Consider the following 12,974-nt stretch of genomic DNA (forward strand, 5'->3'; position numbering starts at 1 on the left):
TGTGGCTTCGGAGGTTTCCCATGCGTACCCTGCTTCCCTTGATGTCCCTGACCGGCGCCCTGCTGGCGCTGCCGGCCCATGCCCAGCCGCAGAGCGCATCCGCGCCTGCAGCGGAGCCCCGGGTGGCGGTGAGCTTCGTCAAGCCCGAAAAGTTCACCGATGCGACGCTGCAGAACCGGTTCCAGTCCTACGAGCGCGTGACGAAGGAACTCTCCGACTACCTCGTCGGCTTGGGCCAGCGTTATCTGCCGGCGAACCAGAGGCTGGAGATAAAAGTCACCGACATCGACCTCGCGGGCCGCTACGAGCCCTGGCGCAACTACAACCCGGACGTGCGCTACATGGTCGACGTGACCTGGCCGAGCGTGAGCCTGCAGTACCGCCTGCTCGAAGACGGCCATGAGATCGCCCACGGCGAGCAGCGCGTCGCCGACATGAACTATCTGCGTCGCCCGGCCGCCCGCGCGAACAACGATTCGCTGCGCTACGAAAAGGCCATGCTCGACGATTGGTTCCGCGGCCAGTTCGACGCGCAGTCCAAGCACTCGGTCGCGGCTCGCAAGCCGTAACCCTCGCCCAGACTTCGGCGGCGCCGGCTCGAAGACCGCTAAACGGGCGGGATAACGGCATGGAAGGTCGGCCGCAGCATCGTCCGGATTGACCCTGGGTGCCGCGAGCCCCTAGCATTTTGGTCCTTCGCAAGCCCGCCCTATGGACCTCAAGACCCTTCTCGCCCCCATTGCCGACGACATGCTCGGCATGGACCGCATCATCCGTGCGCGCTTAGCGTCCGAAGTCGCCCTCATCAACGAGATCGGGGCTTACATCGTCGGAGCCGGCGGCAAACGGCTGCGCCCTGCCCTGTTGCTGATGTCCGCGCGTGCGCTGGGCTGCAGGACCGAGGAGCCGCAGTTGCTCGCGGCGGTCATGGAGTTCATCCATACCGCGACGCTATTGCATGACGACGTGGTCGATCATTCCGAGCTGCGCCGGGGTCGCAAGACCGCGAATGCGTCCTGGGGCAACGCCGCAGCGGTGCTCGCTGGCGATTTTCTGTACTCGCGCAGCTTTCAGATGATGGTCGATTCTGGCCGCATGCCGGTCATGCGACTGATGGCCGATACCACCAACGCGATCGCCGAAGGCGAAGTGCTGCAGCTTCTGAATGCCGGCGATCCCGATGTCGACCAGGCGCGTTACATGCGCGTGATCGAACTCAAGACCGCAGTACTGTTCCGTGCCGCGAGCCAGGCCGGCGCGCTCTGCGCCGACGCCACGCCTGCGCTGATCGAAGCGCTCGGCCGTTACGGTCATGATCTCGGCATCGCGTTTCAGCTGATCGACGACGTGCTCGATTACACCGCCGATCCCGAAGTCAGCGGCAAAGCAGTCGGCAACGATCTCGCCGAAGGCAAGCCCACGCTACCGCTGATTCACGCCATGCGCGTGGGCTCGGCCGAGCAATCCGCGCTCATCCGCGAAGCGCTCACGGGCGGCAAGGTGGGACTTCTGAATGAAGTGCTGAAAATCGTTGAAGCCACCCAAGCAATCCCGTACACTCGCGCGCTCGCCGGGGCCTACTCGGTTTCGGCGGCAGCGGCGCTAGACGATCTTCCCGACTCGTCATACAAAAAAGCGTTGCTGGATCTGACTCAGTTCGCGCTCTCCAGAGCCAGCTGAGAAAGACAAATCGGGGCGTAGCTCAGCTTGGTAGAGCGCTTGCTTCGGGAGCAAGAGGTCGCAGGTTCAAATCCTGTCGCCCCGACCAATGATAAGGGGCAGTTTAGGCGCTTATCGAAGTCAACATGAAACCGCCGCAAGGCGGTTTTTTATTGTCTGTCGCGTTGGAACAAGATCCGGAGCAATGTTCATTGGACGTTGGCGTGGGATTCCAGCCAACTGAGAGGCTTTGCCAAACAACGCCTTCTCGAGATGTTCGTTCCGGGCGTTCCGAAGCGGCGATGCTGCGCCGGCGGACGTGTCCGCCGGCGCAGCATCGGTCCAGCTCACGCGACACTGGATGCTTGAGGCTCGGCGCTCGAAGCGGCTCGCTCGGCTTCGATCATCCGCTTCAGGATGCGGCGGACGCGGACGGGGCCTCCATCGGAGCTGATCAGGACCGGGTTCAGGCTGAAGAGGTCCGACGTGCCCATCCGCTTCTGCACGGCATCGAGGACCGGGCCGTCCTCGTTGACGAATGCGTCGTGCATGCCGGTGATCTTCATGCGGTTGTACTCGGCGTCTTCTTCGAAGTGGTTGCGGCGCGTGGCGAAGAAGTAATGCGTGGTGCTGTCCGTTTCCGGCGTGCACGTATGCAAATCGTACTGGCTAGTGCAGGCATCGTGGGTCAGAGGGGCGCCCGAATCCTGCGTAGCGCCGATCGTCAGCTGGATGTGGGTCGGTGCGCGCCAGGCGACCCTCACAAAATGCCGGGCGCTGGCGCCGGGTTCCGGCAGGAACGCGTTGAAGATCATGATGGGGGGCGTCTGTTCCCACTGCCAGTGCACGCTGATCTCGCCGTCCGCTTCCTGCAGTTTTGGAATCTTCGGCGAGAGCTGCCCGCGGGTGGAGATGATCTCGCCGTGGAGGTGATCGACGTGCGACAGGTCCATGACATTGTCGGTGATCAGCTCGTAATGGCATGGGCGGCGCATGTAGGTATGTGCGACGCCGTTCGGATGGCCGCGATCGATCGGACCGTAGTCGGGAAGCGCTGAAGCATCGGCCGGTACCTCGCCCATCCAAATCCAGATGAAGCCGTAACGCTCGATCAGGGGAAAGGTGCGGACCTTCGCCGCCGCGGGAATGGCGCCATTGCCGTGCGGATTGTGGACGCACTGCCCCGCGGTATTGAACCGCAAGCCGTGGTACGGGCAAACCACGTTGTCGCCGTCGCGATGTCCCATCGACAGCGGCGAGAAGCGGTGCGGACAGCGGTCGTGCAGCGCGACGGCTGCGCCGTCGCGCTGGCGATACATCACCACCGGCGTGTCGAGCAGGGTTCGCGCGAACAGCTTCTCGCTTTCCAGTTCGCTCGACAGCGCGGCGACATACCAGGTGTTGAGCAAGTATTTTCCGTTGTACATGGGGTCTCCTCGAGGGGTTGCGGCTTCTGGTGCTGATCCACGGGCGCCGCCGGCGTGCGCGCCGCGCAAGAAAATCGCTTACAGGTCGACGACCAGCCGGGCGCTTCGGGCGCGAGAACAACAGGGCATGAACCGGTCATTGCAGGCGCGCTCGTCCTCGGTCAGGAACACGTCCCGGTGCTCCGGCTGCCCCTCCAGCACGCGCGTGATGCAGGTTCCGCAGATGCCCTGCTCGCAGGAGACCGGCACTTGCACGCCCGCTTCTCTCAAGACATCGAGAACCGACTGTTCCGTGGCGACCCGCAAGGTGCGGCCGGAGCGCGCCAGCACCAGCTGGAATGCGTCGCCAGCGCGATCTCTAACGTCAGCAGAAAACCGCTCTGCGTGAATATTTGATTCCGGCCAGCCGGCGGCTCTGGCGCGGCCAATGACGTGGTCCATGAAGCCACCGGGTCCGCAGACATAGAGGTCCAGATCTTTCGCGGGCGATGCCAGCAGCGCATCGGTATCCAGGCGGCCGTCCTGCGGGGCGTCGTCATAGTAGAAGCGGACGCGATCGGCGTAGGCCGCGCTTCCTAGGCGGTCACGGTAGGCGGCGCGGCTGGCCGAGCGGCAGCAATAGTGCAGCTCGAAAGCTTTGCCGGCGGCGTGCAGCGTGTCCGCCATCGAAATGATCGGCGTGATCCCGATGCCTCCAGCGACCAGCAGGCTTCGCCGCGCCCCGGCAACCAGACGGAACAGATTGCGCGGGGCGCCGATCGTCAGGACCTCGCCTTCACGCAAGTCCTCGTGCACGCAGATCGATCCACCCCGGCCGCCCGGATCGAGCAGCACGCCGAGCTCGTAGGTGCGCCCGGTCGGGGCGTTGCTGAGCGAGTACTGCCTGACCAGGCCGTTCGGCAGGTGCAGATCGATATGGGCGCCGGCATCGGCGACCGCCAGCGGCTCGCCGTCAATGCGTTCCAGTGTGAGTCCCAGGATGCCGTCAGCCAGCATCCGGCGCCTGATGATGCGCGCCTGCGTGGTCGCGGCGATCGGTGAATCCGACATCCTCTCCTCCTGCTGTCATGGCGCCATCGATGAGCGCCTGCCGGAGAGATAGCAAGAGCGAGACCACCTCACCGTCTTCGTTTATAACTCTTATAAAACAATAAATTAGATTGTCTTTCTCGATGGCCGTGCGGCGTGCTCCTGAAAAGATCGTCTGAAATCAGAAACAATGACTTTTTGATATCAGACAATTTTTTGAAACCAAGGAACTACGCGCGCCATGGAAAAGAAGATCCCCTGCCATCGGCGGGGCACCGATGTCCCCGCTCTGAAACTCGTCGCTGCGACGGTCGACGACGCCGCGCTGGCCGAGCATCTGCGTTTCGATCCGGATCGGGGCGAGATTCTCCTGTTCGATCAGCGGATGCTGTTGATGCATGGCTATTCGCTGGCGACCCTGCGGCATGAACTGATCGAACGGCTGGGGCTCGACAAGACGCGGGAGCTGTTCATGCGCCTCGGCTATCAGCAGGGCGTGGAGGATTCCAAAGGGCTTCGCCGTCAGGGCGGCGCCGGCGTGCCGGAGGCCATGAAGCTGGGGCCGCGACTGCGCGAGATCGAGGGTTTCGTACGCAACCGCGTGGTCGAGCGCATGCAATACGACACCGAGTCCGGCGGCTTCTGGGGCGACTACCACTGGCAACACTCGTGGGAGGCCGAAACTCACCTGCAGCACTTCGGCATCAGTGGCGTCCCTGCCTGCTGGATGATGGCCGGCTATGCCTGCGGTTACACCACGGCCATGATGGGCCGTCCGGTCATCTGGCGTGAGATCGAATGCGTCGCGATGGGCCACGCCTGCTGTCGCGTCATCGGTCAGCCGGTAGAGGAGTGCGACGACGCCGACGATCTGCTGAGCTTCATGCGGGTCGAAGAGTTCGTCACGGTCCCGCGTCACCGGGAGCCGGACGAGCAGGGACGCGGCAAGGCTCCGGCCGGATCGGCGCTTCCGGACCTGGTCGGTGCTTCGGCCGGCTTCAATGCGGTCGCCTGGCGGCTCAAACGCGTGGCGCAAACCGATGCGACCGTGCTGTTCACGGGAGAGAGCGGTGTCGGCAAGGAACGTTTCGCGCGCGCGCTGCACGCGATCGGGCCGCGCGCGTCGAAACCGTTCGTGTCGATCAATTGCGCGGCGCTGCCTCAGGAGCTTGTCGAAGCTGAGCTGTTCGGCGTCGAGCGGGGCGCCTTCACCGGCGCCAGCACGTCCCGCCCCGGGCGCTTCGAGCGGGCCGACGGTGGCACGCTGCTGCTCGACGAGATCGGCAGCCTGCCGATGCTGGCCCAGGGCAAGCTGCTGCGCGTCCTGCAGGAGGGCGAGATCGAGCGGGTCGGCGGCACGCAGATGCGCAAGCTTGACGTGCGCGTGGTCGCGGCAGCGAATCACAACCTACGCGAGGAGGTTCGCGCCGGGCGCTTCCGTGAAGATCTGTTCTTCCGGCTCAACGTGTTTCCGATCGACATCCCGCCGCTCCGGGATCGGCGCGACGATATACCGCTGCTGGTGAATGTCTTTCTGAACCGCTATGCGCGGCGCTTCAACAAGCACATTACGGGCGTCACGCGCGCCGCCAGCGAGGCGCTGTGGGCGTACAGCTGGCCCGGCAATGTTCGCGAACTCGAGAACATGGTCGAACGCGCCATCATTCTCGCCGACGATGGTGCCGGCATCGATGTCCAGCATCTGTTCTCCGGAGGCGAAGTGCTGCCAGGCCGCCCCTTCGAATCCGCCGCCAGGTCGGCGGAACCGTCACCGCCCGCGGCCGACACGGCGGACGAGGCGCTGCTGCTGGAGCGGCTGCTCCGGCGCGCAGGCTCTCTGGACGCGGTGGAAACGCTGCTTTTGCAGCACGCGCTCGATACATGCCGCGGCAATGCCTCGGCTGCGGCGCGCATGCTGAAGCTCGGGCGCGGGCAGTTCGAATACCGCTGGCGCAAAAGAAGGCCATCCGGCGGGTGACGCGTGCGTCGCCACGCCGCGGTCGCATGCGCGACGCACAGGCATTGAAGCGCTGACGGCTTCGGCCGGGGCGCACGAAGGGCGGGAAGTGCGCCAGCGCGCTGACCGGTTCTGCCCCCCGGCGTCACACCGGCAAGCGGCGCTCGGGGAGTTCGCGCCCGTCCCGGCGCGGACGCAGCGATACCTGATCGGTATCTGTTACGCCATCAAATGGTATTGGACGGTATTTCTATGCCTTATTAGTGTCGCCGCCAGTCGCCCGGTCCGACCCGGCGGCAGACCAAAAATAGAAAGATGCGGAGGAGGAGTCATGAGATTGCGCTCAACCGGGTGCATGGCGCGTGTTGCGATCGCGGCGATGTGTGTCGCCGCTTTGACGGCAAGCGGCGTGGCGGTGGCATTCGACATCGACATTGGCTCTCAGGATGCGCGCCTGTCCTGGGACAACAACGTGAAGTACAGCGCCGCATGGCGCCTCCACGATCCCACCACCACCGTCGCCGGCGATCCGACGACGGCGCAGGTCAACACCAATGACGGCGATCTGAACTTCGATAAAGGCCTGATCTCGAATCGACTCGATCTACTCAGCGCGATCGACTTCCGCTACCGGAAGATGTACGGCATGCGCCTCAGTGGTCAGGCCTGGTACGACACGGTCTATCACAGCGACACCGACAATCCGGGCAATCAGGGCATCAACCAGATATCCAGCCCCGCTGACGAGTTCGTCAACGACACCGAAAAACTTCATGGCGGCAGGGCCGAGCTGATGGACGCGTTCGTCTACGGCAACTTCGTCATGGGCGACAAGCGGCTCAACGTCAAAGGCGGTCGCTTCACGCAGCTCTACGGCGAAAGCCTGTTTTTCGGCTCAAACGCCGTCGCGGCGGCGCAGACGCCGCTTGATCTGACGAAGGCCCTGTCCGTCCCCAACGCGCAGTTCAAGGAGGTTGCACGCCCGGCCGGACAGGTCAGCGCGCAGCTGCAGCTGAACGCCCGACTGACGCTCGGCGCGTACTACCAGCTGGAATGGCGAAAGACCCGTCTGCCCGGCGCAGGCAGCTACTGGAGCTTCTCCGACTTCGCGGATAAGGGCGGCGAACGCCTGCTGCTCGGCCCGGACCTGTGGGTGCACCGCGGCGACGACATGCAGGCCAAGGACTCCGGGCAGGGCGGCATGCAGCTGCGTCTCAAGGCTGGCGACAGCGAGTACGGTCTCTACGCGGCGATCTTCCACGACAAGATGCCGCAGTTCTATGCCCGCCCGGGCGTCAACGCGGTCAGTGCAAACGACATCGGCGACTACCTGCTTGTCTACGGCGAGGACATCCGCCTCTTCGGCGCGTCCGTCAGCACGCTGATCGGCGAGACCAATGTGGCGGCTGAAGTCTCGTACCGCGACAACATGCCGCTCGCTGCAACCGGCGCAACGGCGATCGTCGGCCCCGATGCGGACAACAACCGCCATCCCGCCTATCCCGTCGGCAGGACGCTACACCTGAACGCTTCGGCGATCAGCGTCCTCGGCGAGAGCCCCATATGGGACGGCGCATCGTTCATCGGAGAGTTCGCGTTCAATCGCGTGGTCTCGCATACCGACAACAAAGACGCGGTCGATCCGCTCGCGACACGCAACGCGAGCGCGGCGCAGTTGGTCTTTCAGCCGGAGTACTTCCAGGTTCTGCCGGGCCTCGATCTGCAGCTGCCGATCGGCCTGACCTACGGCATCAGCGGCCGCTCGGCGGTCAATGGCGTGCTGTTCCCGTCCCATCACGGCGGCACGCTCAATGTCGGCGTCAAGGGCAGCTACCGCAAGCTCTGGAGTGGCAGCGTCAATTACTCGCACTACTTCGGAGCGGATGGCGCCATCATTCGGCCCGCTGCCGCGCCGGCCCTCTCTTACAACAACTTCTATGGCGACCGCGACTACATCTCGGTCTCGATCGAGCGCGCGTTCTGACGACCGCAGAGGATTCTGAGGAGAACCTAAGCATGAATATCCGAAATACCGTACTCGCGGCTGCCGCGGCCGCACTGTTCTGTACTGGCCTTGCGCGGGCGGCAGTCGGCGCCGACGAGGTGGCGACCCTCGGCACGACATTGACGCCCCTGGGCGGCGAAAAGGCGGGCAACGCCGACGGCTCGATTCCCGCCTGGAGCGCCAAGCCTCCGCAGGTCGGCGGTACCAGCGTCGGCGACGTGCCGAAGGCTGTGTTCCCCGACGAAAAGCCCCTGTTCTCGGTCAGCGTCGCGAACATGGAGAAGTATCGCGGCAAGCTGAGTGACGGCACGGTCGCGCTGATGCAGCGCTATCCGTCCAGTTTCCGCATCGATGTCTATCCGACCCATCGCACTGCGGTGGCGCCGCAGTACGTCTACGACAATACGAAGAAAAACGCGGCGAGCTGTCAGGCCGTCGATGGCGGCAAGACGCTGAAGGCTTGCTACGGCGGCATTCCGTTCCCGATCCCGAAGTCCGGCGTCGAGGTCATCTGGAATCATCTTCTGCGCCTCGAACCGGAATCAGTCGATCTGGGTGCGCGCAACGTCGTCGGCACCGCCGACGGCAAGCGCACACTGGCGACCCGCATCGACGAGTCGTTCCAGCATCTGTACTACTACCGCGATGGTTCGGCCGATACCTGGAACGGCGAGTACTGGATCCAGCGCTTCAATACGACGGATCCGCCGTTCAAGCGTGGTGAATCGCTGGTGATTCACGACAGCATTGATCCCGTGACGCCGCGTCAGGCTTGGCAGTATCTGGTAGGTCAGCGCCGCGTGCGGCGCGCGCCGACCGTCGCCTACGACACGCCGGATTTCGTCGCCTCCGGCGCGAACTACTTCGACGAGGTCATGGGGTTCATGGGCCATCCCGACCGCTATTCGTGGAAGCTCGTCGGCAAGCGCGAAATGTACGTGCCGTACAACGCCAATCAGGCCGTGACGGTATCGCAGGACGAGGCCTTTTCCGCCAACCACCTGAACCCTGCCAACGTTCGCTGGGAACTGCACCGCGTCTGGGAAGTGGAGGCCACGGTCGCGCCCGGCAAGCGGCACGCGGTGCCGAAGCGTCGCTTCTACTTCGACGAGGACAGCTGGGTGATGCTGCTGATGGACGGCTACGACGCCGAAGGCAAGCTGTGGCGCACATCGCAGGTGACACCGTTCTACGCACCGAAACTGCCGGGTCTGCTCATCAAGCCGGTCATCATCTTCAATCTCGAAGCCAAGACCTTCAGTGCCGTTCAGTCGCTGAACGGCGAGTACTACAAGATCGTGGATCGCAAGCCGGAAAGCTATTTCACCGGCGAGGCCGTGGCTGCCGAGGCGGACAGCTGATTCGCAGCGATTTTTCGTGATGCCCGCTGTCCGGATGAGTCCGGACAGCGGGTCGCCGCCGCCCCCCCCCGGCGGCGTTGTCCTCCACAATGCCACAGCGTGGCAGAGGCCGACGCTCAGATTTGACGATCTCCAGTATCAGGCCATCTTCGAGAACGAGCCTCGGCTACTGGATGCCCCTGCTGACTTCGATGAACTGATCACGTTCATCCGAGGCTGCAACATCGCGCAGCAGCTCGAAGACTTCGGGGCGAAGCCGCCGCAAGAGTGCAGGACAACGGAGATCGAGCCGACGGGGCCCCGCCACCGCCGGGGTCTATCGGCAGGTTTTTTCGTAGACGAGTTGATGACGTACAGCTTTCCTCAATGACCGCTCACAAATCCGCAGTTTGGTCCGAACCTCTGTCAGCCCCCGAAAAAGGGGTTTTCCTTTCTTCTGAATGAACTTATCGGGTATCGACGCAGAATCCTGTCGCCCCGACCAAAATCGGAACGTTGCAATGAACCGGGCCGCTCATCGAAGCGGCCTTTTTGTTGTTTCATGACAGAACGGTTCCCAGGCTCAGGCGTGACCGAGCGACAGCGCTCGGACCACTTCGCACTTGAGCAAGCTGTGCAGCGCCTTTATCGGCAGCTTGGGGTTGACGAGCCAGCGATAGATCAGACCATCGGCGGCGGAACAGAAAAGCTCCGCGACCAACGCGGCATCGATGCCGGCATGCACGCTGCCGCTCTTCTTGCCGAGCTCGATCCAGCGCTGGACGTCACGGCGTTGAGCGGCATGGGCCTTGGCGACGTTGGTGCGGAACTGCGCGCTCGGATCGATGCTCGCGAACCGCAGCAGATACATCGCCCGGATCTCATTCGGCTCTTCGCGTACGAATGCATGCAGCGCGTCGACGATGCGCGACAAAGCCTCGCGCCCACTGTGATCGCCCACCGCTTGCTGGACACGATTGATCCAGTCGGCGACGACCACGTCGTGCACGTGCGCGAGCAGGTTCGCCTTGTTTCCATAGCGATGGGTGACGAGCCCGCGCGAATAGCCCGCGCGTTCGCCGATAGCCGCAAGCGTGGCGCCAGGAATTCCGCTCTCGATGATCAAGCCGATGGCGGCCTCGAACATCCGTTGATCGGACAAGGCCGTGCGTTCTTCCTGTGTGCGGCGGGCTCGGGCGACTGCGGGCATTCAGATCATTACTTGTCGGCAACAATAACTGTGACGATTCGACTGTCTTGCGTCAACACGACGAGCCAAGGCCCATTCGCTGTCATCCAAATCTCGACTCAAAGACGCCGCGAAAACCCGCGATCCCAGATCAGCATTCCGATCAGCATCGCCGCACAGAACCACAGCACGTCGCTCGATCCGGTCAGCAGCGAAACCACCGCAGGGCCGGGGCAATAACCGGCCAGCCCCCAGCCGATTCCAAACAGCACCGCACCACCGATCAGCCGCGCATCGAGATCACGACGCGTCGGCACTTCGAAGCTTTCGGCGAACAGCGGCCGGGCGCGGCGGCGCGTGAGCCAATACGCCGGAATGTTGAACAGCAAGGCTCCGCCCATGACGAAGGCGAGCGTCGGATCCCAATCGCCGAACAGATCGAGAAAGCCCTGCACGCGCGACGGATCGGTCATGCCCGAGAGCACCAGCCCGGCACCGAACAGAACGCCGGCGAGCATTGCGGCGACGGCATTCATGACACCGCTCCGAGCAGTCGCAGCACGAACACGGTTGCAATGCCCGCGCCCATGAACGCCAGCGTGGCGACGATCGAGCGGCGGGAGAACCGGGCAATACCGCAGACGCCGTGACCGGAGGTGCAGCCGTTGCCCATGCGCGTGCCGAAACCGACCAGCAGGCCGGCGACCAGCGTCACCGCGAGGCTACCCGCGACCGGCGTGTGGTGCAGGCCCGCGAGCCTGGCCATGACGAGCGCGCCGGCGAGCAGGCCGAGTACGAACAGCAGGCGCCAGCGCCGACCCCCGCTCGGCTGAGCGCTCAGCAAGCCACCGATCACCCCGCTGATGCCGGCGATGCGTCCGTTGGCCGCCAGCAGCGTCGCGGCGGCCGCCCCGATCAGCAAGCCACCGGCAAGCCCGCGCTGCCAGGCAGCGATATCCACCACGATCTGCATTGCACTCCCCTATCCCCAGAATCCGAGCCGCGACTATAAGCCCAGCCGCTGGCTTGGTTCGGTCTGGCGCCGCTATAGTCCCGGCGCTGCCGGGCCAGTTCGCGCGCAGCGATCCAGACCTTTCAAGTCCAGACAAAGGATGTACGCATGAAGAACCCATACACACCGGCCTGGGGCCTCGTTTTCATCGCCGCCGCCGCGCTCGCGGGCTGCAACAAACCCAAGCTCGATCCGGCCACCGAAGCCGTCATGAAGGAGCGCCACGACGGCTTCGAGAAGATCGGCGACAACTTCAAGCTCGTGAACGACAAGCTCAAGGCCGGCGGCGGGCTCGACGAGGAAACCGCTGCGGCGGCGCGCACCATCAGCGTCGAAGCCACCAAGATCGCCAACTGGTTCCCGCAGGGTTCGGGCCCCGAAACCGGCGCCAAGACCGAGGCCAAGGCCGATATCTGGAGCAACCCGGACGACTTCGGCAAAAAGCGCGAGGACCTGGTCACCGAATCCGCGCGCTGGGCACAGTTGGCCGATGCGGGCGACGCGGCGGGCTTCGCGGCGCAGACCAAGACCGTCGGCGGCACCTGCAAGGCCTGCCACGACAGCTATCGCCAGAAGAAGAAATAAGCGTCGGAGCCGCACGATGATCGAGCCCGCCCTCACCACCCGCACGCGCATCTGGGATCTGCCGACGCGTGTATTCCACTGGTCGCTGGCGGGCTTGTTCTGCTTTTCGTGGTGGTCCGCCGAAAACGCGCGCATGGATTGGCATCGCGTTTCGGGTTACGTGCTGCTCGCGCTGCTGCTGTTTCGCTGGTACTGGGGCTTCGCCGGCAGCACGACTTCGCGATTCTCCAGCTTCGTCAAGACCCCGCGCGAAGTGCTCGACTACGCCGCGCATTTCTTCACGCGCCAGGGCCCGATCACGCCCGGGCACAACGCGATGGGCGGCTGGAGCGTGCTCGCCTTGATCGTGCTGCTGAGCCTGCAGGTGTTCACGGGCCTGTTTTCGGTCGACACCGATGGCCTCGAATCCGGGCCGCTCGCCAGATTCGTGAGCTTTTCCACCGGGCGTTCGTACGCGAGCGTGCACGGCCTCAGCTTCGACCTGCTGCTGATACTCGTCGGCCTGCACGTGGCGGTGGTCCTGTTCTATCTGTTCTACAAGCGGCAGAACCTGATCACGCCGATGTTCACGGGCGACAAGCGCCTGCCCCCGGAAGCCTCACCTCCGCTGCAGTTCGCATCGATGGGCAAAGCGCTGGCTGGAATCGTCGTCGCGGTGGTGATCAGCGTGTTGATCGCTCGCGCCTAGCCAGGAACAGCTCATCCCAGGCCATTCGCAGCGCGCAGATCCGAGGAGCGCGAGCGATCGCAGCATCGCGAGCCACGAAAAAG

At 64.1% G+C, this 12,974-nt stretch carries 12 protein-coding genes and 1 tRNA gene; 8 read left to right on the forward strand and 5 right to left on the reverse strand.

All coding sequences use genetic code 11. The annotated features are described in order from the left end of the window. The first annotated feature begins 20 nt into the window (after positions 1 to 20). The 3 genes from WQQ_RS01245 (at position 21) to WQQ_RS01255 (ending at position 1,768) form a co-directional block, all read left to right on the forward strand. A complete protein-coding gene (locus tag WQQ_RS01245; protein ID WP_040452762.1) occupies positions 21 to 569 on the forward strand; it encodes a DUF3016 domain-containing protein in 549 nt (182 codons plus the stop codon). A 142-nt stretch (positions 570 to 711) separates the two neighbouring features. Further along, on the forward strand, positions 712 to 1,680 hold the full coding sequence (locus tag WQQ_RS01250; RefSeq protein ID WP_007183220.1) for a polyprenyl synthetase family protein: 969 nt from the start codon (positions 712 to 714) through the stop codon (positions 1,678 to 1,680). 11 nt (positions 1,681 to 1,691) lie between these two features. Beyond that, positions 1,692 to 1,768 (forward strand) — tRNA-Pro (locus WQQ_RS01255). Between the two features lie 238 nt (positions 1,769 to 2,006). Here WQQ_RS01255 and WQQ_RS01260 read toward each other — a convergent pair. Next, complete coding sequence (locus WQQ_RS01260) at positions 2,007 to 3,086, reverse strand: aromatic ring-hydroxylating dioxygenase subunit alpha (protein ID WP_007183221.1); 1,080 nt, start codon at positions 3,084 to 3,086, stop codon at positions 2,007 to 2,009. A 78-nt stretch (positions 3,087 to 3,164) separates the two neighbouring features. Beyond that, positions 3,165 to 4,136, reverse strand: a complete 972-nt coding sequence (locus WQQ_RS01265) for a PDR/VanB family oxidoreductase (RefSeq protein WP_007183222.1) — start codon at positions 4,134 to 4,136, stop codon at positions 3,165 to 3,167. Between the two features lie 220 nt (positions 4,137 to 4,356). Here WQQ_RS01265 and WQQ_RS01270 point away from each other — a divergent pair, with 220 nt between their 5' ends. From WQQ_RS01270 to WQQ_RS01280, 3 genes are all read left to right on the forward strand, one after another. Next, positions 4,357 to 6,093: a sigma-54-dependent Fis family transcriptional regulator gene (locus tag WQQ_RS01270; protein WP_007183223.1), complete on the forward strand. Its 1,737-nt coding sequence runs from the start codon at positions 4,357 to 4,359 to the stop codon at positions 6,091 to 6,093. A gap of 334 nt (positions 6,094 to 6,427) precedes the next feature. Continuing rightward, positions 6,428 to 8,056 (forward strand): DUF1302 domain-containing protein, encoded by a 1,629-nt coding sequence (locus WQQ_RS01275; RefSeq protein ID WP_007183224.1) that lies wholly within the window; start codon positions 6,428 to 6,430, stop codon positions 8,054 to 8,056. A gap of 32 nt (positions 8,057 to 8,088) precedes the next feature. Beyond that, complete coding sequence (locus WQQ_RS01280; protein ID WP_007183225.1) at positions 8,089 to 9,438, forward strand: DUF1329 domain-containing protein; 1,350 nt, start codon at positions 8,089 to 8,091, stop codon at positions 9,436 to 9,438. 562 nt (positions 9,439 to 10,000) lie between these two features. Here WQQ_RS01280 and WQQ_RS01290 read toward each other — a convergent pair. The 3 genes from WQQ_RS01290 to WQQ_RS01300 all read right to left on the reverse strand — a co-directional run bounded on the left by WQQ_RS01290 (position 10,001) and on the right by WQQ_RS01300 (position 11,579). Continuing rightward, complete coding sequence (locus tag WQQ_RS01290) at positions 10,001 to 10,627, reverse strand: TetR/AcrR family transcriptional regulator (protein WP_040452766.1); 627 nt, start codon at positions 10,625 to 10,627, stop codon at positions 10,001 to 10,003. A gap of 98 nt (positions 10,628 to 10,725) precedes the next feature. After that, positions 10,726 to 11,142 carry a YeeE/YedE family protein gene (locus WQQ_RS01295; RefSeq protein ID WP_007183227.1) on the reverse strand — a complete coding sequence of 139 codons (417 nt, stop codon included), beginning with the start codon at positions 11,140 to 11,142 and terminating at the stop codon, positions 10,726 to 10,728. After that, positions 11,139 to 11,579 carry a YeeE/YedE family protein gene (locus tag WQQ_RS01300; protein WP_007183228.1) on the reverse strand — a complete coding sequence of 147 codons (441 nt, stop codon included), beginning with the start codon at positions 11,577 to 11,579 and terminating at the stop codon, positions 11,139 to 11,141. The genes WQQ_RS01295 and WQQ_RS01300 overlap by 4 nt, the downstream gene beginning before the upstream one ends. Before the next feature lie 147 nt (positions 11,580 to 11,726). Between WQQ_RS01300 and WQQ_RS01305 the strand changes: the two genes are divergently transcribed. Continuing rightward, on the forward strand, positions 11,727 to 12,203 hold the full coding sequence (locus tag WQQ_RS01305; RefSeq protein ID WP_007183229.1) for a c-type cytochrome: 477 nt from the start codon (positions 11,727 to 11,729) through the stop codon (positions 12,201 to 12,203). Positions 12,204 to 12,219: 16 nt separating this feature from the next. Beyond that, positions 12,220 to 12,891: a cytochrome b/b6 domain-containing protein gene (locus WQQ_RS01310; RefSeq protein WP_007183230.1), complete on the forward strand. Its 672-nt coding sequence runs from the start codon at positions 12,220 to 12,222 to the stop codon at positions 12,889 to 12,891. The last annotated feature ends 83 nt before the right edge of the window (positions 12,892 to 12,974 follow it).

This window comes from Hydrocarboniphaga effusa AP103 (assembly GCF_000271305.1).
In the GTDB taxonomy this organism is placed as follows: domain Bacteria; phylum Pseudomonadota; class Gammaproteobacteria; order Nevskiales; family Nevskiaceae; genus Hydrocarboniphaga; species Hydrocarboniphaga effusa.

What these genes read in the sequence shown, in the direction of transcription:
- WQQ_RS01310 (WP_007183230.1), top strand. Translation starts at nt 12,220, where the DNA reads ATGATCGAGCCCGCCCTCACCACCCGCACGCGCATCTGGGATCTGCCG.
- WQQ_RS01295 (WP_007183227.1), bottom strand. Translation starts at nt 11,142, where the DNA reads ATGAATGCCGTCGCCGCAATGCTCGCCGGCGTTCTGTTCGGTGCCGGG.
- WQQ_RS01260 (WP_007183221.1), bottom strand. Translation starts at nt 3,086, where the DNA reads ATGTACAACGGAAAATACTTGCTCAACACCTGGTATGTCGCCGCGCTG.
- WQQ_RS01300 (WP_007183228.1), bottom strand. Translation starts at nt 11,579, where the DNA reads ATGCAGATCGTGGTGGATATCGCTGCCTGGCAGCGCGGGCTTGCCGGT.
- WQQ_RS01265 (WP_007183222.1), bottom strand. Translation starts at nt 4,136, where the DNA reads ATGTCGGATTCACCGATCGCCGCGACCACGCAGGCGCGCATCATCAGG.
- WQQ_RS01290 (WP_040452766.1), bottom strand. Translation starts at nt 10,627, where the DNA reads ATGCCCGCAGTCGCCCGAGCCCGCCGCACACAGGAAGAACGCACGGCC.
- WQQ_RS01275 (WP_007183224.1), top strand. Translation starts at nt 6,428, where the DNA reads ATGGCGCGTGTTGCGATCGCGGCGATGTGTGTCGCCGCTTTGACGGCA.
- WQQ_RS01280 (WP_007183225.1), top strand. Translation starts at nt 8,089, where the DNA reads ATGAATATCCGAAATACCGTACTCGCGGCTGCCGCGGCCGCACTGTTC.
- WQQ_RS01305 (WP_007183229.1), top strand. Translation starts at nt 11,727, where the DNA reads ATGAAGAACCCATACACACCGGCCTGGGGCCTCGTTTTCATCGCCGCC.
- WQQ_RS01250 (WP_007183220.1), top strand. Translation starts at nt 712, where the DNA reads ATGGACCTCAAGACCCTTCTCGCCCCCATTGCCGACGACATGCTCGGC.
- WQQ_RS01245 (WP_040452762.1), top strand. Translation starts at nt 21, where the DNA reads ATGCGTACCCTGCTTCCCTTGATGTCCCTGACCGGCGCCCTGCTGGCG.
- WQQ_RS01270 (WP_007183223.1), top strand. Translation starts at nt 4,357, where the DNA reads ATGGAAAAGAAGATCCCCTGCCATCGGCGGGGCACCGATGTCCCCGCT.